This window comes from Ochrobactrum sp. MYb379 (genome assembly GCF_037479515.1).
GTDB lineage: Bacteria > Pseudomonadota > Alphaproteobacteria > Rhizobiales > Rhizobiaceae > Brucella.
Window position 1 is genome coordinate 217,347 of the sequence record NZ_JBBGYW010000001.1, and the last position, 25,910, is coordinate 243,256.

Here is a 25,910-nt window from a genome sequence, read left to right on the forward strand (position 1 = left end):
TGTGCGCTGTAGCCGATGAGGCTGCGGCGCATATTTTTATCTACCTGAATAGCGATGTTGGGGCTTTTAAGTCACAGCTATGCGCTTTCGGCTATGAATTCGCCTGAAAATTAAGCCTGTTTTCAGAAAGCAGGTTCAGAAACTTGCAAAATATTCTATTTTTTAGCGAGTTCTGGTCAGAATGACCGCTGTTTATGCGTGTGATGTGAGGAGTTTCTGTAAATGATGCGCCAATATGAGCTTGTGGAGCGTGTGCAGCGATACAAGCCTGACGTGAATGAGGCGCTTCTTAATAAGGCATATGTTTATGCCATGCAGAAGCACGGCAGTCAGAAGCGCGCATCCGGCGACCCGTATTTTTCTCATCCTCTGGAAGTCGCAGCTATTCTCACAGATATGCATCTGGATGAAGCAACGATTGCGATTGCGCTGCTGCACGACACGATTGAAGACACGACTGCGACGCGGCAGGAAATAGATCAGCTTTTTGGACCAGAAATTGGAAAGCTCGTTGATGGTCTTACCAAGCTTAAAAAGCTAGATCTGGTCTCTAAAAAGGCCGTACAGGCCGAGAACCTGCGTAAGCTCCTTCTCGCGATCTCAGAAGACGTGCGCGTGCTTCTGGTCAAGCTCGCTGATCGCTTGCATAACATGCGTACGCTTGGCGTTATGCGTGAAGATAAGCGCCTGCGCATTGCTGAAGAAACGATGGATATTTATGCGCCGCTCGCTGGCCGCATGGGTATGCAGGACACGCGTGAAGAGCTTGAAGAGCTAGCATTCCGCTATATTAACCCGGATGCGTGGCGCGCAGTTACTGATAGACTTGCGGAACTTCTCGAGAAAAACCGTGGGCTTTTGCAGAAGATTGAAGAGGATCTCTCTGAGATTTTTCAGAAAAATGGCATTAAGGCGAGTGTTAAAAGTCGCCAGAAGAAGCCATGGTCGGTTTTCCGTAAGATGGAAACTAAGGGGCTGTCGTTTGAGCAGCTTTCCGATATTTTCGGTTTCCGTGTTATGGTTGAATCGACGCAGGATTGCTATCGCGCACTTGGCTTAATCCATACGACCTGGTCGATGGTTCCGGGCAGGTTTAAAGATTATATTTCTACGCCAAAACAAAACGATTATCGTTCGCTGCATACCACAATTATCGGTCCTTCACGCCAGCGTATCGAACTGCAAATTCGCACGCGTGTTATGGATGAAATTGCAGAATTCGGTGTTGCCGCCCATTCTATTTATAAAGATCGAGGCAGCGCCAGCAATCCGCATCAGATCTCGACAGAGACCAATGCTTACGCATGGTTGCGCCAGACTATCGAGCAGCTTTCTGAGGGTGACAACCCGGAAGAGTTTCTGGAGCATACCAAGCTGGAACTGTTTCAGGATCAGGTCTTTTGCTTCACGCCGAAGGGCAGGCTTATTGCTTTGCCACGCGGCGCAACGCCAATCGATTTTGCCTATGCCGTTCACACGGATATCGGTGACAGTTGCGTTGGTGCAAAGGTTAATGGCCGCATCATGCCTTTGATGACTGAGCTGAAAAACGGTGATGAAGTCGACATCATTCGCTCCAAGGCTCAGGTGCCGCCTGCCGCATGGGAATCTCTTGTCGCGACCGGTAAAGCGCGTGCGGCTATCCGTCGTGCAACGCGTTCGGCTGTTCGCAAACAGTATTCCGGTCTTGGCATGCGTATTTTGGAACGTGCTTTTGAACGCGCCGGTAAACCGTTCAGCAAAGATATACTTAAACCGGGCTTGCCACGATTGGCACGCAAAGAGGTTGAGGATGTTCTGGCCGCAGTCGGTCGCGGTGAGCTTCCTTCGACAGACGTTGTGAAGGCAGTTTATCCCGATTATCAGGATACGCGCGTCACCACACAGAATAGTCCTGCGAAAACCGGCGAAAAAGGCTGGTTTAATATTCAGAATGCCGCGGGCATGATCTTCAAGGTGCCAGAAGGTTCGGAAGGTGCGCATGATGCCAAAGCAGACGTAGGTGAGAAGCCGAAACGCAAGGCAGTGCCAATTCGCGGTACAAATTCGGATTTGCCGGTGCGCTTTGCTCCGGAAGGTGCGGTTCCGGGTGATCGCATTGTCGGCATCATGCAGCCCGGTGCAGGTATTACGATCTACCCAATCCAGTCACCTGCATTAACGGCATATGACGACCAACCAGAGCGTTGGATCGACGTGCGCTGGGATATTGATGAGAGCATGCATGAACGCTTCCCTGCACGCATCAGCGTCTCTGCAATCAATTCTCCGGGGTCTCTTGCAGAAATTGCGCAGATCGCAGCCGCAAATGATGCGAATATTCATAATCTCTCAATGGTGCGAACAGCACCTGATTTTACTGAAATGATTATTGACGTTGAAGTGTGGGATCTTAAACATCTCAACCGCATCATTTCTCAATTGAAGGAAAGCACGAGCGTCAGCGGCGCAACACGTGTGAATGGATAGGCAAAATGAAAACTGAAGACGTTCTTGGTGTTTTCCGCGAAGCGGGAGCAATTCTTGAAGGCCATTTTATTCTGACTTCTGGCCTTCGGAGTCCTGTGTTTTTGCAGAAAGCACGCGTTTTCATGCATGCCGATAAGACTGAGAAGCTTTGCAAGGCACTAGCGGAAAAAATCAAGGCAAGCGATCTTGGACAGATCGACTATGTGGTCGGTCCGGCGATTGGCGGCCTTATTCCGTCATACGAAACCTCGCGCCATCTGGGTGTGCCATCTGTTTGGGTCGAACGTGAGAACGGCACGTTCCGTTTGCGTCGCTTCGACGTGCCAAAAGGCTCGCGTGTCGTAATCGTGGAAGACATCGTCACAACTGGCCTGTCGATTCGCGAAACCATCGATTGCATGAAGGATATTGGCATTGAAGTGGTAGCTGCTGCCTGTATCGTTGATCGTTCGGCAGGCAAGGCCGACGTCGGAACGAAGCTTATCGCGCTTGCTGAATATGAAGTGCCAGCCTATTCGGCTGACAATCTGCCGCCAGAACTGGCTGCAATCCCTGCAATAAAGCCGGGTAGCCGTAATATTTAAGCATTTTTCTCAGTAATTCCGACGCAACGTGGTGTAATTTACACCCTGCGTCGAAATTGCGCTTTGCGGTATTTGTTTGTCACCCTTAATTTAGGGGGACGAGCGCAGATATGCTCATCCCCCAATCTAGGAACTTGCTGTGGCTGTTGCCCCGCTTATTTTCGATCAAAAATCCCCTTACAGGGCTCCGTGTGGCGTTTGCGTTGATTGCGATGTACGCCGCATGGCCGTCTGCTCTGCGCTTGATGATGGCGATCTGGGTGCGCTTGAAGCTATCATGACGTCCAAGAAGCTCGACGCCAATGAGATGCTGGTCGAGGAGGGCGATCCGAAACGCCGCGTTTTCAGCCTCACGTCGGGAATGCTGCGGATTTATACCTCTTTGCCAGATGGTCGTCGTCAGATTGCAGGTTTCCTCGTTCCGGGAGATTATCTTGGCCTTGCTGATGATGAGGTTTACTCTCAATCGGCTGAAGCGGTTACCCCATCTGTCCTTTGTGCATTTTCAACAAAGGAAATGGATGGTTTGATGGATAGGTTTCCAAGGCTGAAAGAGCGTCTCTATCAGATGACGCGAGAAGCGTTGCGCACCGCACGCGATAATCAACTGGTTCTCGGTCGTCTTGCGCCGGTGGAAAAGCTTGCGAGCTTTCTTCTCGTTCTTGCCGCTAGATCCGAAAAGCGCGGGGGCAAGATGAACCTGGTTCATCTTTCGATGAACCGTACTGATATTGCGGATTACCTCGGTTTGACAATTGAAACAGTCAGCCGCAGCTTCACCAAGCTGAAAACGCAGGGTCTCATACAGCTGATCGATTCAAATACAGTCGAGATACTCTCCAGACGTTCGCTTGCATCGGTGGCGGGCATCGATCCAGAAAATATTTGATCCCAACTTCTTAGTTTGTGTTTCGTTGATTTAAATCAATGAAGGTTGCCGGAATGCCCTCTACATCTGATCGTGCAAGTTGAGGCAGCGTATTTTACCGCTGTCCAATGATAACGAGGTGATCAGGTGTCGTTGTGGCTGGCAATAATCATATCCGCTGTCATGTGTGTGGGCTTCCTTGCCGCATCATGTCTGCTTGCCCAGCAGAATGCCCGTCTTCGTCCAGCGCGCGTAAAGGTGAGAAGCTCTCGCCAGATCGTCAGGAGCGGGGAGCGCGACCATCATGCATGAAGATACGATAAGACGTTATGCGGCGCTGGCCGTTCCTCGCTACACTTCGTTTCCAACAGCTGTAGATTTCACCCCGACTACCGCAGACAGCACAAAACGCTGGTTGCGCCAAATCGGCCCGGAAGAAAGCGTTTCGCTTTATATCCATGTGCCGTACTGCAAAGAGATTTGCCACTATTGTGGCTGCCATTCAAAAATGGCCGTCCGCGAGGATGTTATCGAGAATTTCGTGACCGCTCTTTTGAGTGAGATCGAAACTGTAAGTGCAAGCCTGACGGCTCGGCCGCAGGTCGTGCATTTACATTGGGGTGGGGGCACTCCTTCAATTCTGCATGCAACGCAGTTCAAACGCATTATGGCAGCCCTTGCTTTGGCGTTTGATTTCCATTCCGATATGGAACATGCGATTGAGCTTGATCCGCGGACGGTCAATCCAATTCTGGCAAAGACCTTGTCATTGATGGGTGTTAACCGCGCAAGTCTTGGCGTGCAGGATGTTAATGCTGATGTGCAGATGGCTATCGGCCGTGTGCAGCCTATTGAAACTGTTGCCAGAGCCGCAATGCTGCTTCGCGAAGTCGGTATCAACAGGCTTAACTTTGATCTGATTTATGGTCTGCCGCTCCAGACTGTAACCAGTCTGCGTGAGACTTGTGAACGTGTGATGGAAATGAAGCCGGATCGCATTGCCTGTTTCGGCTATGCGCATCTGCCGCAGCGCCGTGCCAATCAGCGATTGATTGATGAAAGCATTCTGCCCGATGCAGATGAACGTTTTGCACAGGCAAGTGCTGTAGCTGAAAGCTTTATCCGTCACGGCTATCAGGCCGTTGGTATCGACCACTTTGCTTTGCCAGATGATACGCTGGCCATTGCGGCTGAAAATGGCACGCTGCATCGTAATTTTCAGGGCTATACGACAGATCGTTGCAATACGCTGATTGGTTTTGGCCCGTCGTCCATTTCGCAATATCCGGGGGGATATACGCAGAATATTTCTGATGTGGGGCAATACAGCAAACGTGTTGGGGCGGGGGATTTTGCCACGGTGCGGGGCTATACGATGCGAGACAGTGATCGTCAGCGCGCTGGAATTATTACAGCACTGATGTGTAACTTCCGCGTTGATCTCAATATGGCTGCACCGGGCGTAGAATTTTCTGACGAATTAGCTCTGTTGCGTCCGCTGGTGGCTGATGGGCTGGTGGAAGTGCAGAACGGTGTCATCACTGCGACAGAACACGGCAAACCGCTGATCCGGCTCGTTGCTGCAACATTTGATGAGTTTCGCAGAGAAACGATGCACGGCTTCAGTTTCGCCGTGTGAAGAAGAATATGCGCATGTTGCAAATAATATCGCAACATGCGCCAGAACAAAGAAATAGAGTTGATAATCCTCTATTTCATAGCTGCCGCTGCACCGGGCCGTCAAAAGGTCAGTGGCTCAGGAGCACCGTTCGTTGGGGGATGAGCGGTGCTCCACTTTTTCTAGGCTTTGCTTTATCGGGCCTTCTGCATTTTCGGCAGGAAGATTGTTAACAGGCCGAGCAGCGGAAGATACGAGCAAATCTTATAGACAAACTCGATGCTTGTGCGGTCTGCAACAATTCCGAGAAGTGCTGCAGCAATACCTGCCACACCAAATGCCAGCCCAAAGAACAATCCTGAGACCATACCAACGCGTCCGGGTAACAGTTCTTGCGCAAAGACAATGATTGCCGGGAAAGCCGAAGCCAACACAAAGCCGATAATGATCGTCAGAACCGCTGTCACTTCCAGATTTGCATAAGGCAAAGCCAGTGTGAAAGGCACGATACCGAGGATCGATACCCAGATCACGGTGCGTGTGCCGATCTTATCACCGATAGGGCCACCAACAATCGTTCCGGCTGCAACTGCACCAAGGAACAAGAAAAGCAGCAACTGCGATCCCTGAACGGTCACACCAAAATGGCTGATCGTATAGAAGGTGTAATAGCTGGTGAGGCTAGCCATATAGACGTATTTGGTGAAGATCAGCATGGCGAGCACCGAGATCGCCATGATTACGGTCTTGCGTGGCAATGGCAGCGTCGTGTCGGCCTTTGGTTTGCTTCTATTTGCAATATTGTGCTGGTTGTACCAGTTGCCGACATACCAGAGCAGCGCCATACCAATCAGTGCCGCAATTGAAAACCACGATACACTGGACTGACCGAAGGGCAGCACGATGAAAGCTGCAAGCAACGGTCCGATCGACGAGCCGAAATTGCCACCCACCTGAAACATTGACTGCGCGAAACCATGGCGTCCGCCTGAGGCCAGACGTGCCACACGTGCGGCTTCAGGATGGAATACCGACGAACCGAAGCCAATGAATGCAGCGCCAAGAAGCAGGAAGGTGTAGTGATGTGCCGATGCAAGCAAGATTAGACCAACCAGTGTGCAGCCCATGCCAAAAGGCAATGAGTAAGGCATCGGACGACGATCTGTATAAATGCCAACGATAGGCTGTAGGATCGAAGCGGTCACCTGAAAGGTAAATGTGAGCAAGCCAATCTGCCAGAATGATAGGCTGTAATTATCCTTCAACATTGGATAAATCGCTGGAAGCAGCGACTGCATCATGTCGTTGAGGAAATGGCCCATGCTTGTGGCCAGAATAATGGCGAGAACCGTATTGTTCGCCGCACTGTTTGATGGCTGCTCGGCAGCACTCGTGCTCATAGTCCTACTCCGAAGATAATTTGGAACGGGCTTTTCCCGCAAAGTTGTGAGGTCAGCTCAGAAAACAAATTCGCATGTTTTCGAATATTTCTAACCTGACCATCTAATAATCATATTGTTTCGCGCCTGCTTTCGTGATTTGGTCCATTACTTTCGAGAGTGGGCCAAAGCAGATGAAGCCGAAATCGCCGCCACAATCATTGCTGATGGGTAATGAGGACCTGCAAAGGTTCCACGAACAGCGTATAACCATGCTGGAAAATCTTGGCGGGCCGGTCATTGCACTGCCGACAAAATATCCCGATGGCTATTTTGTTCCGCAGCACAGCCACAGCCGGGCGCAGCTTTTAAGCGCTTCCCATGGTGTGGTGCTGGTGACCACTGACGCCGGACGCTGGATGATTCCCGGCGATCATGCGATGTGGATTCCTGCGGGCGTAAAGCATTCGGTCGAAATTATCGGCGATGTGCTGATGCGTTCAATCTATATAGCCGTCGATGCGATTTCAGGTGTGCCGGATTATCTGCATGTGGTGGGCATGACTGATCTGATGCGGTGTCTTATTATCGATGCGACCGCCTCCGACAGTATTCCCGAGCCGGAAAGTCGTAACGCTCTGGTGATCGAACTGATCCTGCGAGACTTGCATACATTACCGCAAAGATCCCTTGGTTTACCCTTTCCTGCAGATGTGCGGTTGCAAAATCTCTGCCGTCAGTTTGTAAAAGCACCTCGCGCGCGCGCGACAATCGATGATTGGGCGGATAAAATGGCGATGAGCAGACGCTCTTTTACGCGTCATTTTCAGCGCGAGACCGGTGTCAGCCTTTCAGTCTGGCGTCAGCAGGCCTGCCTTTTTGCAGCCGTTCCTCGTTTGACGGAAGGCGAGGCGGTAACAAGCGTGGCGCTTGATCTCGGATATGACAGTGTGTCTGCCTTTACGACAATGTTTCGCCGTATGCTGGGTGTATCGCCGAAGTTCTATTTACCGCGTATGCATGCGGCGTCTGTTGAAGAACGTGATAAACTGTCTTCCGCGATGGTTGAATAATAACAATTGTCTCAATGCATCGAGCGCAGTATGAGAAGCCATGTTGTTTCAACGCCGAAATCCTCCGACCCGCCGCGAGCGTCTTAGAACGCTGGTGTGGCCACGTCGCTCTTTTGCCCGCTCGTTTAAGTATGGCGGCAAGCGTGTGCTGCGCATTACAGCGTCACCCCATGCAGTTGCTGCTGGGTTGGCTGTTGGCGTCTTTTCGGCTTTCACACCGTTTTTCGGCTTTCATCTCATTATAGCGATTGTTCTGGCTTATTTTCTTGCCGGAAACATTGCTGCCGCTGCACTTGGTACTACGCTTGCCAATCCACTGACGCTTCCGTTCATCTGGGGCAGCACTTACGAACTTGGCCGCTTTGTGATCAGCGGAGACATTCAAAGCGCACCGCCGTTACATCTCGGTCATGCGTTGCAAACAATGAAGTTCGGTGAAGTCTGGACGCCTTTGCTAAAGCCTATGCTGTTCGGATCGACAATCCTTGGAGCCATTTTTGCTGTGATTGCCTATTTCGTCACACGGTTTGCGGTCACTGCATTTCGTCGACGCAAGCTTGAGCGGCTCGCCGCAAAACATAACATGGCTAGCAAGCGGGAGCCGCAGAAAATATGATTATCGGCATTGGCAGCGATCTCATTGATATTCGCCGCGTTGAAAAGACCCTCGAAAAACATGGTGATCGTTTTATCCAGCGTGTTTTTACAGAGGTTGAACAGGCGAAATCAGAGGCCCGCAAACAACGCGCTGCATCTTATGCTAAGCGTTTTGCCGCCAAGGAAGCCTGTTCCAAAGCACTTGGTACCGGACTTTCCAACGGCGTTTTCTGGCGTGATATGGGTGTGGTCAACACACCTTCAGGCAAGCCGACTATGAAACTGACTGGTGGTGCGGCGGAGCAATTGCAACGCTTGTTGCCAGCAGGCAAGCGCGCCGCCATACATCTGACAATTACCGATGATTTTCCTCTCGCGCAGGCCTTCGTGATTATCGAAGCCCTTTCAGAAACAGAATAGTGCATGTTGCGCGATAGCAGCATACGCCAAAACAATTGCGATTGTGTCAGGTAAACTCCTGCTCATAATCGTGCGAGGTAATGGTGAGCGGATTGCTTCAAGCAATTATACTCGTTATTAGATCGCACATCGGCAAGCGGAGATACAATGAGCGTGTCCAGCAAAAGTGAAACTAAAAAATCGGGTGGCATTGGCGAAACCATCAGCGTTATCGTCCAGGCGCTGCTGCTGGCGCTGGTTATCCGCAGCCTGCTTTTCCAGCCATTCAGTATTCCGTCCGGCTCAATGCGCCCGACGCTACTGGAAGGCGATTATCTGTTTGTGTCGAAATATGCCTATGGCTATTCGCGCTATTCACTGCCTTTTGGCCTCGACCTCTTCAACGGTCGAATCTGGGGTGCAGAACCCAAGCGCGGCGACGTTGTGGTTTTCAAGCTGCCAAGCGACACCAATATTGACTATATCAAACGCGTGATTGGCCTTCCGGGTGACCGCGTGCAGATGCGCGGCGGCGTGCTTTATATCAATGATGTTGCTGTTAAGCGCGACCGCGTAGGTACCATTGATAATCCGGATGTGACGGAAGTTAATCGTCCGGTTGAGGTCTATCGCGAAACCCTGCCAAATGGTGTGACTTACGACACGCTTGACCTCGCACCAAATTCTATTGGTGATGATACCCGCGTATTCGAAGTGCCTGCCGGTCATTATTTTATGATGGGTGATAATCGCGATAACTCGCTCGACAGCCGTTTTGGTGTTGGCTACGTGCCTTACGAAAACCTGGTCGGTCGCGCCAATATCATCTTCTTCTCGATTGCCGATAAGGCAAGCCCGCTCGAAATCTGGAAATGGCCGTCTGACGTACGTTTCAGCCGTCTTTTCACTTGGGTAAGTGGTGAGCCGCACACTGCGGTAACCGGAAACTGAAATGGTCTCCACAGATAAAGCAGCACTGATTCTTGAGGAGCGGACAGGTCACCGTTTTCTTAATCTGAAACGGCTTGAGCGTGCGCTCACGCATTCCAGCGTACAGGCACCATCGCGCGCCAATTATGAACGACTGGAGTTTCTCGGCGACCGTGTGCTCGGTCTTGTGGTTGCCGAAATGCTTTTTAATGCATTTCCCGATGCGCCAGAAGGCGAAATGTCCGTGCGTCTGAATGCATTGGTCAATGCTGAGACCTGTGCTGCAATTGCCGATGAAATCAAGCTAGCAGATCTCATTCATACAGGTTCAGACATTAAATCGCTGAATCATCAGCGATTGCTCAATGTGCGTGCTGATGTTGTCGAAGCAATTATAGCAACGATTTATCTGGATGGCGGGTTAGAAGCTGCACGCGGATTCATTAACCGCTATTGGCAAAAACGCTCGTTGGAGACTGGTGCAGCGCGACGCGATGCGAAGACAGAGTTACAGGAATGGGCACACCAGCAGGGCAATGTGCACCCAACCTACAATATTTTGAGTCGTACTGGCCCGGACCATGATCCCTCATTTACGGTTGAGGTTTCGGTCAAGGGGTTTAAAGCTGAAACTGGCGAGGGGCGCTCCAAGCGCATTGCCGAGCAAAGTGCGGCTGAAGCGATGCTTTACAGAGAATCTGTCTGGAAGCGTGACAGCTCCAACTAATGCGAAATTCAGCATTCATTTGAATAAAATTCAGCTATAATCAGACTAACAGCGACTTATGCGGGTTTGTCGCGCTGGCAAATTGGTTTGGGCGAAGCCCAATCTATGCCAACACCATGAGAAGAGTAATTCCAGCGAAAGTGGGGACCAGTTTCCGTTCGGAATTGCGCAAACAAAATTGAGGCTCTCGCATTGATGATAAGCGAGAAGGCTCACAAAAGGATACGAAATGAATACTCCGACGATGCCGGCAAACGGCGAAAATGAAACCGGGCAGACCCGTTCTGGCTTTGTGGCGCTGATTGGAGCGCCAAATGCCGGAAAATCCACGCTGGTTAACCAGCTGGTGGGCACCAAGGTTTCCATCGTCACGCATAAGGTCCAGACAACCCGTGCGCTGGTACGTGGTATCTTTATCCATGATCAGGCACAGATTGTACTCGTCGACACACCCGGTATTTTCCGTCCGAAGCGCAGGCTCGACCGCGCCATGGTCACGACTGCATGGGGTGGCGCAAAGGATGCTGACATCATTCTCGTTATTCTTGATGCGCAGGGTAGTCTGAACGAGAACGCGCAAGCGCTGCTCGAAAGCATGGCCAATGTGCGTCAGAAAAAAGTGCTGGTACTCAACAAGGTCGATCGCGTTGATCCGCCTAAGCTGCTTGAGTTGTCGCAGAAGGCCAATGAAATCGTTGCCTTCGACAAAACCTTTATGATCTCGGCGCTCAATGGGTCCGGCTGTAAAGACCTTGCAGCGTTTTTGGCAGAAACTGTTCCAAATGGTCCTTGGTATTACCCGGAAGACCAGATTTCTGACATGCCGATGCGTCAACTCGCGGCGGAAATTACGCGCGAAAAGCTTTATCTGCGCTTGCATGAAGAATTGCCTTATTCCTCTACGGTTGAAACCGAAAGCTGGGAAGAACGCAAAGATGGCTCGGTGCGTATCGAGCAGGTCATTTATGTCGAGCGGGAAAGCCAGAAGAAGATTGTGCTTGGTCACAAGGGCGAAACCATCAAGGCAATTGGACAGTCTGCACGCAAAGAGATCAGTGCGATTCTTGAGCAGAATGCGCATTTGTTTCTGTTTGTGAAAGTACGCGAAAACTGGGGCAATGATCCTGAGCGTTATCGTGAAATGGGCCTCGCTTTCCCGAAATAATCGAGACCAAAGAAGATATGGAATGGCGTGATCGCCGCGCATAATTCGGAAAGTCTCTGACTTTCTTTTTAATCATGCGCAAATTGAGAGTCTGGTAAACATTTACCCATGGAATGGCGCGATGAGGGCATAATTCTCGGCACACGACGACATGGCGAGACAAGCGCCATTGTCGAAGTGATGACCCGTGAACATGGCCGTCATATGGGTATGGTGCGCGGCGGGCGATCCCGCCGCATGCAGCCTCTGCTGCAACCCGGCAATCATGTCGATCTGACGTGGTGGGCAAGACTGGATGAGCATATGGGCTCATTCACCATCGAGCCGCTGGGCTTTGCTGCAGCGCGTCTGATCGAGACGCCAGTCGCACTCTATGGTATCCAGCTTGCCGCTTCTCACTTGCGATTGCTGCCTGAGCGTGATGCGCATGGTGGTCTGTACGAAACGCTTCGCCTTATTATCGAGCACTTTGACGATCCGCTTGCCTCGGGTGAATTGCTGCTGCGTTTCGAAGTCATGATGCTTGAAGAGCTGGGCTTTGGCCTTGATCTAAAAGAATGTGCTGCAACAGGTGTTCGCGAAAATCTGATTTATGTATCGCCTAAATCGGGTCGCGCAGTCTGTGGTGACGCTGGTGCGCCATGGGCAGACAAAATGCTGCCGCTTCCAGCTTTCGTCAACAACACCGCGTTGCGCGCATCTTGTTACGATGATCTCAATGATGCATTCAGAATGACCGGCTTTTTCTTCCTGCGGCATGTGTGGGAGCCGCGCGCGCAGACGCCGCCGGATTCACGTGGCGGCTTTCTCAATGCCATATCGCGCATAGTCAGTCTGCAAGAGGCAGGCTGAACACTTCGCCTTCAAAGGCTTCCTGCCCGCGTCCGATTGCCTTAATCGCGGCAACCATACGGCCATCCCTTCCAAGCATATCATCTGCAAGCGAAATAAGCTGTATATTGGGTGTTGCTGAGGGTGAAAGTTCCCGCAACTTTTGTGCAAGTGCTGTTTCGTCAAGGTTGGGATCAAGCGCCAAGGCTATAATGTAAGCACTTGCAGTTGAACGCGAAACACCGGCATAGCAATGGATCAGCAGTGGCTTTGCGCGATCGCCGTGGCCCCATTTTGATGCAAAAACCAGCAACGCTCTGACGTGGCCTTCATTGGGCATAGTTAGCCCGTCGCGTGGTTCTGTAATGTCGTTGAATAGCAGACTGAGCCTCTCTGCCTCACCGGGCAGGGCAGGCAAGGGGTGACTGCTGAGCGTTACGATATGACTTGGCTGATGCAGTGCAATCTGCGCTTCAAGCTTCGATACCGGACTGACGACGATATAAGCCAAAGCCTATCCTCTTCTCGCCTGTTCCAGCAAAGCAAAACGCGCCAGAAAATCGTTCTGCACATCCTGGGTCGGACGTGGTGTCAGTTCAAGCCCGGCAGGATCAAAGCCGCGTGGACGACCAAAATACTTGGTGGCTTCCGCTTCGCTAAACCCTGCAAGCCTTGTTGCCTCGAAATAGGCTGCGACTTTATCAGCGCGTTTGATCAGCTTTTTGAGCGATGCAGAAATCGAAGCAGGCAATGAAAAGCGGACATGAATTGCGCGTTCGAGCCGGTCTTCAATGAGTTTGTAATTGCCACCCATAACCGCCTTGAACGGTGAAATCATGTCGCCGATCACATATTCAGGCGCGTCATGCAGAAGGGTCAACATCTGCCATTCAATGCTTGCATCAGGGACAAGCCGGTTGAAAATCTGCTCAACCAGCATTGAGTGTTGGGCTACGGAATAGGCGTGCTCGCCCACGGTCTGCCCGTTCCAGCGGGCGACTCGTGCGAGACCATGTGCGATGTCTGTAATCTCAACATCAAGCGGCGAGGGATCAAGCAGGTCTAGCCTGCGTCCCGATAACATACGCTGCCATGCCCGTTCTTGTCCCGATGAACGATCTACTGCTGCCATCAGGCTTTGTCCGTGTCAGCGGTTGGGAATGTGAAGCGCACATGCGGTGGCAGCTCTAACCTGATTTCGATTTCACCGGCCAGAATTGGTGTGCCGGAATCAATCGCATCCTTCACCCGATCAATGCGAACAAGTGCCAGACCGATCTTGCCGGAGGAACTACCAAGTGTTCCGATATCGCGTCCGCCGACTGTAACCGGCGTACCCATTGCGGGAAGGCGCGCATCAGATTTGGTGATCAGCACACGTCGCCGCGGCGTGCCGCGATGTTGCATACGTGAGACAACTTCCTGTCCGATGAAGCAGCCTTTTGGAAACGTTACGCCGCCCGTCTGGTCGAAATTAACGTCATGCGGAAACACGTCATTATAGGCAAAATCGACTTCGCCTTCGGCAATGCCATATTCGGCACGAAGTGCTATCCATGCACTTTCGTCGCCGATTTCACCTGCCTGTCCATAAACGCGGGTAACATGCAGTTCTGCTGGAAACCGTGAATCGTGCTTAATTGAATCGCTTTCTGAGGAATCTGAATCACTCCCCCAGAAAACGCTCACAAGTGATTCTGGTGATTGGGTAATTTCTGCTTTGGCGCGCAAGCGATAGAGTGTCATACGCTTGGCAAAATCAGCGGCAATGCTTGCGGTCATATCAAACCGAAGCCCATTTTCAATGCGCGAAACAAGGAAGTCGAACATGATTTTGCCTTGTGGTGCCAGCAATGCACCGGGCTTCAGGTCGTCGGCACCGAGCTTGTCCAGATTGGTAGTAATCACAGCCTGCACGAATTTTTCCGCATCTTCGCCTGTGATGTGAACCAGTGCTCTGTTGGAAAGATTGATCGTTTCCGCTACCGTCGCCATCGCTTCTTCCTTGCCTTTATAATCATCGTTACGTAAGCCGCATTGAAGACGCTCGCAAGCCCCATCAAGCCAGCAGGAGACAACAATGGCCCATACGTTCGATACGATCCTGAAAGGTGCAACCATCGTCAATCATGACGGCACCGGTCAGCGCGACATTGGCATTCGTAATGGGCGCATAGAGGCAATTGGTTCTCTGTCAGCAAATTCTGCGGGTGAAGTGATTGACTGTACCGGCCTGCATATCCTGCCGGGTGTGGTTGATAGTCAGGTGCATTTCCGTGAGCCGGGTCTTGAACACAAGGAAGATTTGGAAACCGGTTCGCTGGCTGCCGTTCTTGGCGGCGTGACCTCGGTGTTTGAAATGCCGAATACCAAGCCGCTGACAACCACTGCTGAAACGCTGGAAGACAAGATTCGTCGTGGCCGTCATCGTATGCATTGCGATTTTGCCTTCTGGGTCGGCGGCACGCGTGACAATGCAAAAGACGTAGCTGAACTTGAACGCTTGCCGGGGGCGGCTGGTATCAAGGTCTTCATGGGTTCATCAACCGGCGATCTGCTGGTTGAGGACGATGATGGTGTTCGCTCAATTCTCAAGAACACGCGCCGTCGTGCGGCGTTTCATTCCGAAGATGAGTTTCGTCTGAAAGAACGAGAAGGCCTGCGTGTGGCAGGTGATCCGTCGAGCCATCCTGTTTGGCGTGACGAGATTGCGGCACTGCAATGCACCGAACGTCTGGTGCGGATTGCGCGGGAAACCGGCGCACGCATCCATGTGCTGCATATTTCAACTGCCGAAGAAATCGACTTCCTTCAGGGTCACAAAGACGTGGCAACCTGCGAAGCCACCCCGCATCACCTCACATTGTCAGCAGATGAATATGCAACGCTTGGCAACCTTATCCAGATGAACCCGCCTGTGCGCGACAAGCGCCATCGTGACGGTATCTGGAAAGGCATTGATCAGGGCATTGTCGATGTTCTCGGTTCTGATCATGCGCCGCATACGCTTGAAGAAAAGCAGAAGCCTTATCCTGCATCACCATCCGGTATGACCGGTGTTCAGACGCTGGTGCCGATCATGCTTGATCATGTCAATGCCGGTAAGCTTTCGCTGGAGCGCTTTGTCGATCTGTCGAGCCACGGCCCGAACCGCATTTTCGGTATGGCACGCAAGGGGCGTATCGCCGTTGGTTATGATGCTGATCTGACAATCGTTGATATGAAGCGCCGCGAAACGATCACCCATGAGCAGGCAGGCTCTAAAGCTGGCTGGACGCCTTATCATGGCAAGACTGTCACCGGCTGGCCGGTTGGCACTTTTGTGCGCGGGATCAAGGTTATGTGGGAAGCAGAAATCATCAACCCGAACAACGGTGAGCCCGTCGAGTTTCTGGAAGCATTGCCGCCACGCGGATAATGCTTTGGCGTGAAATGTCCCATCTTTGTCCGAGGTGGGGCTTTCAGCTTATATTGCAGGCGCTATCGTCTCCTTGTATAGTTTTACATGGAGCGTGAAATGTCCGCTAATGATACTGCACTGCTGGTTGTCGATGTTCAGGAATCTTTCCGTCATCGTCCATATTACCGCGATGAAGAGGTTGCCGCTTATATTGAGCGGCAACAGGCGCTGATTGACGGTGCCAAGCGCAAGGGCATACCGGTTGTGCAGATTTTTCACGTCGAGGATAGCGGCCCGTTTTCGGAAGAATCGGGCAATGTGAAAACACTCGCACCCATTGCCTATGAACCCGATGCGACCTTTCGAAAGCGCCGTCATAGTGCGCTGGTCGGCACAGACCTTGATGTCTGGCTCATCTCCAGAGGCATTAGGCGGGTTATTGTTTCCGGTATCCGGACTGAACAGTGCTGTGAGACCACCACGCGTCAGGCATCCGATCTTGGTTTCGATGTTGATTTTGTAGGCGAGGCAACGCTGACATTTCCAATGACGGATGTGAATGGACACGAATGGAGTGCAGCGGAAATTCGTGCACGCACAGAGCTTGTTCTCGCAGGTCGTTTTGCCCGTATTGCAACAGTAGAGCAGGCTCTTGAAGGCATTGCTGAACAGAAGGCTGCATGAACCAATCCGCTGACAGTCTGAAAACTATTCCCGTGTTTGTCGTTATCCCGCCGCGCACGCTTTTGCTCGACGTGGCGGGACCGATAGAGGTTTTACGCAAGGCTAATCTCGAACAAAGCGCCATACAGTTTGATGTGCACTATATCGGTCCATCTGAAGAGGTCACGAGTTCGATAGGGCTGTCAGTTGCCAATATTTCACCGCTGCCAGAAGCCTTGCCCGATGATGCGCTTGTCGTCATTTCGGGTTCTGCCGATGTGCCGATGGGCGGTGCTGTCACTAGCCGCGACGATGACGCAATTCTGGAGGCGCAAATTGTCAGCTGGTTGCGCCGTACAATTCGCCTCGGTGTAAAGCTGGTTTCCATCTGTTCCGGCGCGTTGCTTGCAGCGCGTGCGGGACTGCTTGAAGGCTATGAGTGCACAACCCATCATATGGCGATTGAGGAACTGCACCGATTAGCGCCGACGTCACGCGTGTTGCAAAACCGGCTGTTTGTGGAAGATCGCGACAGGCTGACAAGTGCCGGAATTACCGCAGGCATTGATCTCATGCTGCATATTGTGGCTGAGATGGCAGGGCATGCACTTGCATTGTCGGTGGCGCGTTATCTGGTGGTTTATCTGCGCCGTAGTGGCAATGATCCGCAGCTTTCACCATGGCTTGAAGGCCGCAATCACATGCACCCGGTTGTGCATCGTGCGCAGGATGCGATTACTGGAAATCCGGCAGAAAACTGGTCTGTTGAAAAATTGGCTGAGGCCAGTGGCGCAAGTCCACGCAATCTGTCGCGCTTGTTCAATGAACATGCTGGGATGAGTGTCACAGATTATGCAAACAGGCTGAAAATAAGCCTCGCCCGCGAAATGCTGGCGAATTCTGGTTTGGATATGGAGAGTGTTGCGGAACGCTCGGGCTTTGCCTCGACAAGGCAGTTCCGCAGGGTATGGGAGCGGGTTTATGACTTCCCGCCCAGAGCATGTCGCGGAAAAGTGGGAACCGGTTTTCCGGTAACGATATGCGTAAAAGGAATGAGATAGAGCAACTGCTTGCTCTATCGACGTGCGAATTACTGCAACACCCGCTGCGGCAGGAATGTACCGGCGATAATCTGTTCGCGCATTTTCTCGATTAGTTCGAGGGCCGAATCTTCACCGGCCTCGCGCATAAGCTCTGTAAGCGCTGTCGTAAAAGCTGCTTCGGCTAGAATCTCAGGCTCAATGCCTTCGGAAATGCCATCCGCCCAAGCCTCATTCTGGTATTCAATCGCCACAAGCTTTTTTTCGCGGGCGATCATCTCGTCCAGATCGGCTGGCATATAATCCATTGGTTTCATCCCGGCTTGCGCCCTTCTGGCTCTTCAAATGACCTCTCACCGAAATCGGGAGCACGAACACTTGTGCGGCCTTCCTATCATTTAAGACAGTGTTAACAGATTACTGCGGATTTAAATGAGGCATTTGCAGTCCATCCGCATAAGACTGAAGAATTGGTTAATTTCCATAGCGCGAGATAAGCTCGTTAGACAAGCTTTCTCCCTCTTTCATATAGCGATCAATCGCCGCAAGTGCGGAGGGCGTGCAGCGTAGATAATTGTTGCTGAAGGCGCGATAGCCATGGTTAAAGCTTGAAATAAGCCGAACGCGTTCGCTCTCATCAGGCTTTTCAGTGGCAATGATCGCGTCCATGCGTTCGCGCCACTCATTGCTGGTTTCTCCGCACAGATTGCGCAGATAGTGCAGTGAACCAAGCACCTCTGCCAGTCTTTGCATTTTGCCTTCATAAGGAGTGTTTTGCGCAGCAAGGGCCGGGGAAGCCATACCCAGCCATAAACTGATTACGATCAGCGAAAGCGTGTTGCTTCTCAAACTTAAACCCTTCTTTCAGACCGCCTTTTTGCTCGCAAACATGGCCACTTCAAGATGCGCTGCTGATCAATAGCTGAGTTGGTCTTCTTCTTCCGCCACCGAGCGTGCAACATCCACCGTGCTGTCGGTTACGTTAGCTTCTGCCATTTCATCAATCGTCAGCCAGTGGATGGCTGCAGCATCATCACCAGCCTGTTCAACGCCCGAAATATCGAAAGCGCGATAGACCGAGAGGAAATAGCTCTTTGCATAGGCTTTGCCCTCAAGTGCCAGATCAACTGTAATTACATGACTTAGCGAGCCAGCACTGAGTGCGGTTTCCTCTTTTAGTTCCCGGTGCGCTGCTTCTTCGGGCGTTTCGCCGGCTTCTATGCCCCCACCGGGGAAGGCCAGCCAGCCCTTCCAAGGCTCTTTTCCACGTTCAACCAGCAAAAAACGACCGTCGCGCCGACAGATCAGCGAAACGCCATGAATTTGAAGCGGAGCGGGAATGACGGGAACTGTGACCATATGCAAGATATGATCCGACCAGCTTGTTTTGGCAACCGCAAAGCGCACTTGACCAATCATGCAAAAGTCTGAACATGGCCGCTATGTGTGGACGTTTTTCTTTGACTGCAAACCGCGAGGAAGTCGAAGCATTGCTCGGTGCAATGATCGATGAAGACTTTCCGCCGCGCTATAATATTGCGCCGACCCAGCCGATCTTGTCCGTTCTGGCAGGAGAAACACCGCCGCAGGGAAGTAACAGGCCTGACCGAACCGGCATGCTGGTGCGCTGGGGATTTGTGCCGTCATGGGTGAAAGACCCGAATGACTGGCACCTTGTGTTCAATATTCGCTCTGAGACGGCGGCTGAGAAAAATTCTTTCCGCGCAGCGCTCAATCATCGGCGCGCGCTGATTCCCGCTTCCGGATTTTATGAATGGCGGCGTGAGGGAAAGAACAAGGCGCAGGCCTATTGGATCAGGCCGCGCAACGGCGGCATTGTTGCTTTTGGCGCGCTGGTCGAGACGTGGAGCAGTGCAGACGGTTCGCAAATCGATACCGCAGGCATTCTCACCACAGGCGCCAATGCTCTCTTGCGTCCGATCCACGAACGCATGCCTGTGGTGGTGAAGCCTGAAGATTATGCTCGCTGGCTTAACTGCAAGACTTTGCTTCCGCGCGATGTTGCCGACATTATGCGGCCAGTTCAGGATGACTTTTTCGAAGCCATTCCGGTGTCTGATAGGGTCAACAAAGTCGCCAATACGTCACCTGATGTCCAAACCCGCGTCGAAGAGGTATTGGACATTGCACGCGTACCTAAAACAGGTAAGAAGAAGATTGATCCGGATGAAAAATCCGACGGTCAATTGTCAATGTTCTGATTCTATTTTCAGGAAAACAACGTGTTATCAGCAGCTTTCTCGGGCTTTTTCCTTGGTGCGTCTCTCATCATCGCGATTGGAGCACAAAACGCATTCATTCTGCGGCAGGGATTGTTGCGGCAGCACGTATTCATTCTCTGTCTGATTTGCGCGCTATCGGATGCGATTTTGATCATCGCAGGTGTGGCAGGTCTCGGAACGCTGATTGCCCAGTCACCAATGCTCATTTCATTTGTAACGCTTGCTGGTGCGGCTTTTCTGTTTTGGTATGCGTCGGTTGCTTTTCGCCGTGCATTTCATCCTGAAGCAATGCAGGTAAAATCAAGCGGTAGTGTCAACCTTAAGGCGGCGGTCGCTACCTGTTTGGCGCTGACATTTCTCAATCCGCATGTTTATCTGGATACGGTTGTGCTGCTCGGAAGTCTTTCCGCTCGCTTTCACGACGAAGCCCGCGCTGCATACGGTGCCGGTGCAGTCATAGCCTCGTTTACGTGGTTTTTTGCGCTCGGCTATGGGGCGCGCCTTTTGCAGCCAATTTTCGCAAAACCGGCTGCCTGGCGCGCGCTGGACTGTATCATCGGCGTCGTTATGACACTGATCGGCCTAAGCCTGTTAGTCCGCTTTTTTAACAGCTAGTATTGAGTTGCTGTTGCTTGGGCGGCGCGTTTCGTTTGCCCGCGCATTTTTGTTCATCAAGGCTGCAACCAGAACGGCCGGTCCGATCGCACGATACTGGTCAATGAGCTTGTCTTGTCGTGGTTGCAGTTCATTTTTAGGCATTGTTCCATCCTCTTCCAAATTACGCTCACTATTTTGTGATTGATTGGGACGGAATGAAGGCTGTTTGGAGCCGGTTTTAGGGAATTCCGGTTAACTTACATTAGTACTTTGCGAAGTTGTAAAAATGTCACAGAGATTTTGGGTCTAGCCTCTTGACGGCCTAGCGTCCGATAAGGATAAGTAGCCGCATGAAAACGCCGACCACGATCATTTGTACTGGTTCGATTATTATTGGCTAGCAGCTTGCTGGCCCGGCCGTTTTCGTCTCCCCTAAAAATAAGACAGGATGATAACGCCCCGGCCAGACGGCTGCGGTCTTTCGTGCCCGTATTTTCAGGTCTTTTGGGGAAATAACATGGCTGATGCGCCGCAACTACGTCTGTACAATACTGCAACCCGCACGAAGGAGGATTTCATCCCCATCGATGCGAATAATGTGCGCATGTATGTCTGCGGACCAACAGTTTATGACTTTGCCCATATCGGCAATGCCCGTCCGGTTATCGTCTTTGACGTGCTGTTTCGCCTGCTGCGTCATGTCTATGGCGTGGAAAAGGTCACGTATGCGCGTAACGTCACCGACGTTGATGACAAGATCAACGCACGTGCCGCGAGTGAATATCCTGATCTGCCGCTCAATGAAGCAATTGGTCGCGTAACCGAAGGCACGAACAATCAGTTTCAGGCCGACATTAAAGCCCTGGGCAATCTTGAGCCGTCGAGCCAACCGCGTGCGACCGAACACCTTGATGATATGCGTAATATGATCGAGAAACTCATCGAACGTGGCGTGGCCTATGTTGCTGATGAGCATGTGCTGTTTTCACCATCGGCGATGAATGCTTTGGGCGGCGCACGCTATGGCGCACTTTCCCATCGTCCATTCGATGAAATGCTGGCAGGCGCGCGCGTCGATGTCGCTTCTTACAAGCGCGACGAGATGGATTTTGTGCTCTGGAAACCATCGCGTAATGGCGAGCCGGGCTGGGCTTCACCAGCAGGAATTGAAACACTGGGCCGTCCAGGTTGGCATATTGAGTGCTCTGCCATGTCTATGGCGAAGCTGCTGGCTCCTTTTGGCGGTGGTTTAAAATGCGACGATCCCTATAAAAACCAGTTCGACATTCATGGCGGCGGTATCGATCTCGTCTTTCCGCATCATGAAAATGAGCTTGCGCAATCTTGCAGTGCTTTTGGCACCGAGCGCATGGCCAATATCTGGATGCATAACGGCTTTCTTCAGGTCGAAGGACAGAAGATGTCGAAGTCTCTCGGCAACTTCATCACCATTCGCGATGTGTTGAATGATGGTTTGCCGCAGATTGGGATTTGGGACGACAAGGATGCGCGCGACCGCTGGGTTGGACTTTCTGCCCGTCTTTCGATGCTGCAAACGCATTATCGCGAGCCGATCAACTGGACGGCGCAACGTCTGGCAGAATCTGCAGAAGAACTGCGTCGCTGGTATGAGTTGCTCCGTGACACGAGCTTTGCGGTACCGTCTGAGCTTTCTGCACTCAGTGAAGTTGAAGAAGCACTGTCTGACGATGTTAACACGTGGCTAGCAATCACAGCGCTGCGCAAGGCATTCAAGGCTAAGGATAGCGCAGCTTTGGGCGAGGGCATGGCACTTTTGGGCCTGTTTGATCCATATTTTGTGACTGAGCAGGATGTGCCGGTGTTCGCAAAAGCAGATGTCGATACAGCAGCGATTGAAACACTGATTGCGGAACGTTTGCAGGTAATTGCTGATAAAAACTGGGCAGAGGCGGATCGTATTCGCGATGAGCTTTTGGAGCAGGGTGTGCAGTTGAAGGATGGCAAGGATCCTGCCACCGGCGAACGCATCACGACATGGGAAGTGGTAAGCTGACGATCGTTTAGTTTCTGGGAGGAAGCCATGACGCTTGATAATAAGCCGCTCTATAGCGGGGGATGCCAGTGTGGTGCAGTGCGCTTTCATGTTGAGGGCGCTCTCGGCTCAGCATCCATCTGTCATTGCCGCATGTGTCAGAAAGCCTTTGGCAATTTCTATGCGCCGCTGGTCTCAGTGGGCAAGGCAAAGCTCATCTGGACCCGCAATGAGCCAAAGCGTTTTCAGTCGTCCAATCACGTGAAGCGCGGATTCTGCCCTGAATGCGGAACCCCGCTTACATACGAGGCGCCGGATGGCGTGGCGCTTTCTATAGGCGCTTTCGATGCACCAGAAGAGATCGAACCGACGGTTCAATGGGGCGTTGAAGTCAAGCTGCCCTATGTCGATGACCTCGCAAAATTACCCGGTTTTGAAACCGAGCGTGATGAGGAAAGTATCGAGTTTGTAAAAACGATGGTGTCTTACCAGCACCCTGACCACGACACTGAAAACTAAAAAGCCATAAATTATCACGGCATATACCCACCGACAGGCAGGCAAAATGGCACGCGAACGCATCTATATCTACGACACGACTTTGCGGGATGGACAACAAACCCCCGGCGTTGATTTCTCGGTCGAAGACAAAAAAGCGATTGTCATTTTGCTTGAAGAGCTGGGCGTGGATTATGTCGAAGGTGGCTATCCGGGTGCAAATCCGACAGATACGGCCTTTTTCCAAAAACGGCAGACGTCGCATGCGAAATTTGCTGCTTTCGGCATGACCAAACGCGCTGGCGTTTCTGCTTCTAATGATCCGGGGCTGACAGCGCTTCTGCAAGCTACGAGTGATGCCGTGTGTTTTGTTGCCAAAAGCTGGGATTATCATGTGCGGATCGCACTTGGCTGCACCAATGAAGAAAATCTGGAATCGATTACCGCATCGGTGACCGCTGTTCGTATGGCTGGTCGTGAGGCGCTGGTTGATTGCGAACATTTCTTCGATGGTTATAAGGCCAATCCGGAATATGCATTGGCTTGCGCAAAGGCGGCTTATGAAGCGGGGGCGCGCTGGGTGGTACTGTGCGATACCAATGGTGGCACCCAGCCATCGGAAGTTGCCGACATTATCAATGTGGTGAAGGCTATCGTCCCGGGTGAAAGCCTCGGCATCCATGCACATAATGACACCGAACAGGCTGTCGCGGTTTCGCTTGCGGCAATTGACGCCGGTGTGCGCCATGTGCAGGGAACGCTGAATGGAATTGGAGAGCGTTGCGGCAATGCAAACCTCGTTTCATTGATCCCGACGCTGGCATTGAAGCCTTATTGGGCTGATCGCTTTGAGTTGGGTGTTAAGCCGGATGCCTTGAAAGCCATTACCCGCATTTCGCGTGCTTTTGATGATATTCTCAATCGCTCGCCTGTAGAGCAGGCGCCTTATACCGGCACTTCCGCCTTTGCGACCAAGGCGGGCATTCATGCGTCAGCATTGCTTAAAGACCCGCAGACCTATGAGCATGTTCCTCCTGAAACGGTGGGAAACCGCCGCCGCGTTATGGTGTCAGATCAAGGCGGCAAATCGAACTTCATCGCTGAATTGGAGCGCCTTGGCGTTCGCGTCGCTAAGAATGATGCCCGGCTCGATACGCTGATTTCGCTGGTTAAAGAGCGTGAGGCCGAAGGCTATGCCTATGAAGGTGCGGATGCGAGTTTTGAACTTTTGGCACGCAATATGCTCGCGCCGCAGCCTGAGTTTTTCAAAGTCGATTCTTTTCGCTGTCTCGTTGAGCGCCGCTTTGATGCCAATGGCGCATTGAAAACCATGTCGGAAGCCGTGGTCAAAGTGGAGGTTGATGGCGAAATGCATATGTCGGTCGCGGAAGGCCATGGCCCTGTCAACGCGCTCGATATTGCGTTACGCAAGGATTTGGGGCGCTATCAGGACGAGATCGAAGATCTTGAACTGGTGGATTTCAAGGTGCGTATCCTCAATGGCGGTACAGCGGCTATCACCCGTGTTCTGATTGAATCCGGCGACGCCACTGGTGCGCGCTGGCGTACCGTTGGCGTGTCCGACAACATTATCGATGCATCGTTTCAGGCGCTGATGGATTCGGTCAATTATAAGCTGATGAAGAACCGTTCTTTGGCCGGCCTGGTAGCGGCTGAATAAGCTACTGCGTTCACCAAGATTGATGCTTTGATCAGTATAATTGAATAGATTTTATGGATTGATCGGCGCATAGCAGTTTGACCAACTCGGAAAAGCCTATCGCTTTTCCGAGTAATTTCTTAATGCGGAGATGGAAATGAGCGAGCAGACCTTATCTGGAGGCCAGCTTTCAGACGGAAGCCGCGGCTTCATGATGGCTATGGGCGCTTATGGTCTTTGGGCTATTTTGCCGTTCTATCTCAAAGCTTTATCGCATCTGCCAGCATTTGAAATTGTCGCGCATCGCGTGATCTGGTCGGTGCCAGTTGCAGCTATTTTGCTGGTTTTTATCGGTCAATTCCGTGCAATCCTTGATACGCTTCGCAAGCCACGCATGCTTGCCATGGCAGCACTCACCGCATCCCTTATCACCATTAACTGGTGTGTTTATGTCTGGGCAGTTGCTCATGATCAGATCATCGGTGCGGCACTTGGCTATTACATCAATCCGTTGTTCAACGTGGTTTTGGGTGGCCTGTTTCTCGGTGAGCGCCTGACAAAAGTGCAATATATTGCCGTTGGCTTTGCCTTCTTGGCGGTGCTGGTTCTCACCTTTAATGCTGGTGGCCTTCCGTGGGTTTCGCTGGTTCTGCCAGTAACATTTGGTCTTTATGGGTTCTTCCGCAAATCCTTGCCAATGCCGCCTTTGCAGGGCTTTACGCTCGAAGTCGTTATTCTTTCAGTTCCAGCGATGGGCTATGTTATCTGGCTGCTGGTGAACGGGCAGGATCATTTCTTCTCAGGTGCTGCATCGGATGTTTCGTTGCTGTTGCTGGCTGGGCCATTTACCGCGATTCCGCTGATCCTCTATGCGGGTGGAGCCAAGCTGCTGCGTTATACAACGCTCGGCCTGATGCAGTATTTGACACCGACGCTATTGTTCATCTTCGCGATTTTCATTTTCCACGAACCATTCTCGCCTGCGCAGTTGGTGGCTTTCGTGTTGATCTGGATTGGCCTGATTATTTACACCTGGTCGTCTTTGTCGGCACATCGCAAGGCGCGCGCCAGCGCCTGATAAATTTAACTTGAGTGTTCGTGCTGTTATCTCCGGTGGATTATGTCCGCCGGAGCCATAATTTAGCCGCGCTCTGG

Annotated in this window: 28 protein-coding genes; 20 read left to right on the forward strand and 8 right to left on the reverse strand. The window is 51.9% G+C overall.

The annotated features are described in order from the left end of the window. Nucleotides 1–222: 222 nt before the first annotated feature. From WH356_RS01100 to hemN, 4 genes are all read left to right on the forward strand, one after another. On the forward strand, nucleotides 223–2,469 hold the full coding sequence (locus WH356_RS01100) for a RelA/SpoT family protein (protein ID WP_339508199.1): 2,247 nt from the start codon (nucleotides 223–225) through the stop codon (nucleotides 2,467–2,469). Nucleotides 2,470–2,474: 5 nt separating this feature from the next. Further along, a complete protein-coding gene (gene pyrE, locus WH356_RS01105) occupies nucleotides 2,475–3,053 on the forward strand; it encodes an orotate phosphoribosyltransferase (protein ID WP_339508201.1) in 579 nt (192 codons plus the stop codon). A gap of 223 nt (nucleotides 3,054–3,276) precedes the next feature. Continuing rightward, nucleotides 3,277–3,942 carry a helix-turn-helix domain-containing protein gene (locus WH356_RS01110; protein WP_339508202.1) on the forward strand — a complete coding sequence of 222 codons (666 nt, stop codon included), beginning with the start codon at nucleotides 3,277–3,279 and terminating at the stop codon, nucleotides 3,940–3,942. Between the two features lie 283 nt (nucleotides 3,943–4,225). Next, on the forward strand, nucleotides 4,226–5,560 hold the full coding sequence (hemN, locus tag WH356_RS01115) for an oxygen-independent coproporphyrinogen III oxidase (RefSeq protein WP_339508204.1): 1,335 nt from the start codon (nucleotides 4,226–4,228) through the stop codon (nucleotides 5,558–5,560). Nucleotides 5,561–5,733: 173 nt separating this feature from the next. On the opposite strand, the gene WH356_RS01120 is transcribed toward hemN, so the two are convergent. After that, nucleotides 5,734–6,939, reverse strand: coding sequence for an MFS transporter (locus WH356_RS01120; RefSeq protein WP_339508206.1), 1,206 nt, complete (start codon nucleotides 6,937–6,939; stop codon nucleotides 5,734–5,736). A gap of 173 nt (nucleotides 6,940–7,112) precedes the next feature. On the opposite strand from WH356_RS01120, the gene WH356_RS01125 reads away from it, so the two are divergent. The 7 genes from WH356_RS01125 to recO all read left to right on the forward strand — a co-directional run bounded on the left by WH356_RS01125 (nucleotide 7,113) and on the right by recO (nucleotide 12,661). Next, entirely contained in the window at nucleotides 7,113–7,991 is an 879-nt protein-coding gene (locus WH356_RS01125; protein WP_421565279.1) for an AraC family transcriptional regulator, read from the forward strand. Nucleotides 7,992–8,031: 40 nt separating this feature from the next. Then, nucleotides 8,032–8,607 (forward strand): type IV secretion system effector BspA, encoded by a 576-nt coding sequence (gene bspA, locus WH356_RS01130; RefSeq protein WP_339508208.1) that lies wholly within the window; start codon nucleotides 8,032–8,034, stop codon nucleotides 8,605–8,607. After that, nucleotides 8,604–9,008 carry a holo-ACP synthase gene (gene acpS / locus WH356_RS01135; protein ID WP_339508210.1) on the forward strand — a complete coding sequence of 135 codons (405 nt, stop codon included), beginning with the start codon at nucleotides 8,604–8,606 and terminating at the stop codon, nucleotides 9,006–9,008. The genes bspA and acpS overlap by 4 nt, the downstream gene beginning before the upstream one ends. A gap of 147 nt (nucleotides 9,009–9,155) precedes the next feature. Continuing rightward, the gene (gene lepB / locus WH356_RS01140; RefSeq protein ID WP_339508212.1) at nucleotides 9,156–9,938 is read left to right on the forward strand and encodes a signal peptidase I; all 783 of its coding nucleotides are present in this window, start codon (nucleotides 9,156–9,158) and stop codon (nucleotides 9,936–9,938) included. A gap of 1 nt (nucleotide 9,939) precedes the next feature. After that, the gene (gene rnc / locus WH356_RS01145) at nucleotides 9,940–10,644 is read left to right on the forward strand and encodes a ribonuclease III (protein WP_339508214.1); all 705 of its coding nucleotides are present in this window, start codon (nucleotides 9,940–9,942) and stop codon (nucleotides 10,642–10,644) included. 229 nt (nucleotides 10,645–10,873) lie between these two features. Then, nucleotides 10,874–11,809, forward strand: a complete 936-nt coding sequence (gene era / locus WH356_RS01150; RefSeq protein ID WP_339508215.1) for a GTPase Era — start codon at nucleotides 10,874–10,876, stop codon at nucleotides 11,807–11,809. 108 nt (nucleotides 11,810–11,917) lie between these two features. After that, nucleotides 11,918–12,661 carry a DNA repair protein RecO gene (recO, locus tag WH356_RS01155; protein ID WP_339508217.1) on the forward strand — a complete coding sequence of 248 codons (744 nt, stop codon included), beginning with the start codon at nucleotides 11,918–11,920 and terminating at the stop codon, nucleotides 12,659–12,661. On the opposite strand, the gene WH356_RS01160 is transcribed toward recO, so the two are convergent. Genes WH356_RS01160 through ygfZ form a run of 3 tightly spaced genes read right to left on the reverse strand, consistent with a single transcriptional unit; the run spans nucleotide 12,639 to nucleotide 14,635 of the window. Further along, complete coding sequence (locus WH356_RS01160; protein ID WP_339508219.1) at nucleotides 12,639–13,151, reverse strand: tyrosine phosphatase family protein; 513 nt, start codon at nucleotides 13,149–13,151, stop codon at nucleotides 12,639–12,641. The two genes, recO and WH356_RS01160, sit on opposite strands and share 23 nt — an antisense overlap. Before the next feature lie 3 nt (nucleotides 13,152–13,154). Next, nucleotides 13,155–13,772, reverse strand: a complete 618-nt coding sequence (locus tag WH356_RS01165; protein ID WP_339508221.1) for an HD family hydrolase — start codon at nucleotides 13,770–13,772, stop codon at nucleotides 13,155–13,157. Continuing rightward, nucleotides 13,772–14,635: a CAF17-like 4Fe-4S cluster assembly/insertion protein YgfZ gene (ygfZ, locus tag WH356_RS01170; protein WP_339508223.1), complete on the reverse strand. Its 864-nt coding sequence runs from the start codon at nucleotides 14,633–14,635 to the stop codon at nucleotides 13,772–13,774. Before ygfZ ends, WH356_RS01165 begins: the two co-directional genes overlap by 1 nt. A gap of 85 nt (nucleotides 14,636–14,720) precedes the next feature. Between ygfZ and WH356_RS01175 the strand changes: the two genes are divergently transcribed. From WH356_RS01175 to WH356_RS01185, 3 genes are all read left to right on the forward strand, one after another. Then, entirely contained in the window at nucleotides 14,721–16,058 is a 1,338-nt protein-coding gene (locus WH356_RS01175; RefSeq protein ID WP_339508225.1) for a dihydroorotase, read from the forward strand. 99 nt (nucleotides 16,059–16,157) lie between these two features. After that, on the forward strand, nucleotides 16,158–16,724 hold the full coding sequence (locus WH356_RS01180) for an isochorismatase family protein (protein ID WP_339508226.1): 567 nt from the start codon (nucleotides 16,158–16,160) through the stop codon (nucleotides 16,722–16,724). Beyond that, on the forward strand, nucleotides 16,721–17,764 hold the full coding sequence (locus tag WH356_RS01185; protein WP_339508228.1) for a GlxA family transcriptional regulator: 1,044 nt from the start codon (nucleotides 16,721–16,723) through the stop codon (nucleotides 17,762–17,764). Before WH356_RS01180 ends, WH356_RS01185 begins: the two co-directional genes overlap by 4 nt. A 29-nt stretch (nucleotides 17,765–17,793) precedes the next feature. On the opposite strand, the gene WH356_RS01190 is transcribed toward WH356_RS01185, so the two are convergent. From WH356_RS01190 to WH356_RS01200, 3 genes are all read right to left on the reverse strand, one after another. After that, entirely contained in the window at nucleotides 17,794–18,051 is a 258-nt protein-coding gene (locus WH356_RS01190) for a hypothetical protein (protein ID WP_339508229.1), read from the reverse strand. A 166-nt stretch (nucleotides 18,052–18,217) separates the two neighbouring features. Next, entirely contained in the window at nucleotides 18,218–18,544 is a 327-nt protein-coding gene (locus WH356_RS01195) for a TIGR02301 family protein (protein ID WP_339508906.1), read from the reverse strand. 114 nt (nucleotides 18,545–18,658) lie between these two features. Then, complete coding sequence (locus tag WH356_RS01200) at nucleotides 18,659–19,102, reverse strand: NUDIX hydrolase (RefSeq protein WP_339508907.1); 444 nt, start codon at nucleotides 19,100–19,102, stop codon at nucleotides 18,659–18,661. A gap of 83 nt (nucleotides 19,103–19,185) precedes the next feature. On the opposite strand from WH356_RS01200, the gene WH356_RS01205 reads away from it, so the two are divergent. Together WH356_RS01205 and WH356_RS01210 are read left to right on the forward strand one after the other, a co-directional pair. After that, the gene (locus WH356_RS01205) at nucleotides 19,186–19,965 is read left to right on the forward strand and encodes an SOS response-associated peptidase (RefSeq protein ID WP_339508908.1); all 780 of its coding nucleotides are present in this window, start codon (nucleotides 19,186–19,188) and stop codon (nucleotides 19,963–19,965) included. 21 nt (nucleotides 19,966–19,986) lie between these two features. Continuing rightward, the gene (locus WH356_RS01210; protein ID WP_339508231.1) at nucleotides 19,987–20,601 is read left to right on the forward strand and encodes a LysE/ArgO family amino acid transporter; all 615 of its coding nucleotides are present in this window, start codon (nucleotides 19,987–19,989) and stop codon (nucleotides 20,599–20,601) included. Here the strand turns inward: WH356_RS01210 and WH356_RS01215 are convergent. Further along, complete coding sequence (locus tag WH356_RS01215) at nucleotides 20,578–20,745, reverse strand: hydrolase (protein ID WP_339508233.1); 168 nt, start codon at nucleotides 20,743–20,745, stop codon at nucleotides 20,578–20,580. The two genes, WH356_RS01210 and WH356_RS01215, sit on opposite strands and share 24 nt — an antisense overlap. 355 nt (nucleotides 20,746–21,100) lie before the next feature. Between WH356_RS01215 and cysS the strand changes: the two genes are divergently transcribed. The 4 genes from cysS (at nucleotide 21,101) to rarD (ending at nucleotide 25,833) form a co-directional block, all read left to right on the forward strand. Further along, complete coding sequence (gene cysS, locus WH356_RS01220) at nucleotides 21,101–22,618, forward strand: cysteine--tRNA ligase (RefSeq protein ID WP_339508234.1); 1,518 nt, start codon at nucleotides 21,101–21,103, stop codon at nucleotides 22,616–22,618. Between the two features lie 27 nt (nucleotides 22,619–22,645). Continuing rightward, nucleotides 22,646–23,116 carry a GFA family protein gene (locus tag WH356_RS01225; RefSeq protein WP_339508236.1) on the forward strand — a complete coding sequence of 157 codons (471 nt, stop codon included), beginning with the start codon at nucleotides 22,646–22,648 and terminating at the stop codon, nucleotides 23,114–23,116. Between the two features lie 46 nt (nucleotides 23,117–23,162). Continuing rightward, nucleotides 23,163–24,776, forward strand: coding sequence for a citramalate synthase (gene cimA, locus WH356_RS01230; RefSeq protein ID WP_339508238.1), 1,614 nt, complete (start codon nucleotides 23,163–23,165; stop codon nucleotides 24,774–24,776). A 136-nt stretch (nucleotides 24,777–24,912) separates the two neighbouring features. Continuing rightward, the gene (rarD, locus tag WH356_RS01235) at nucleotides 24,913–25,833 is read left to right on the forward strand and encodes an EamA family transporter RarD (RefSeq protein ID WP_339508239.1); all 921 of its coding nucleotides are present in this window, start codon (nucleotides 24,913–24,915) and stop codon (nucleotides 25,831–25,833) included. Nucleotides 25,834–25,910: the final 77 nt, after the last annotated feature.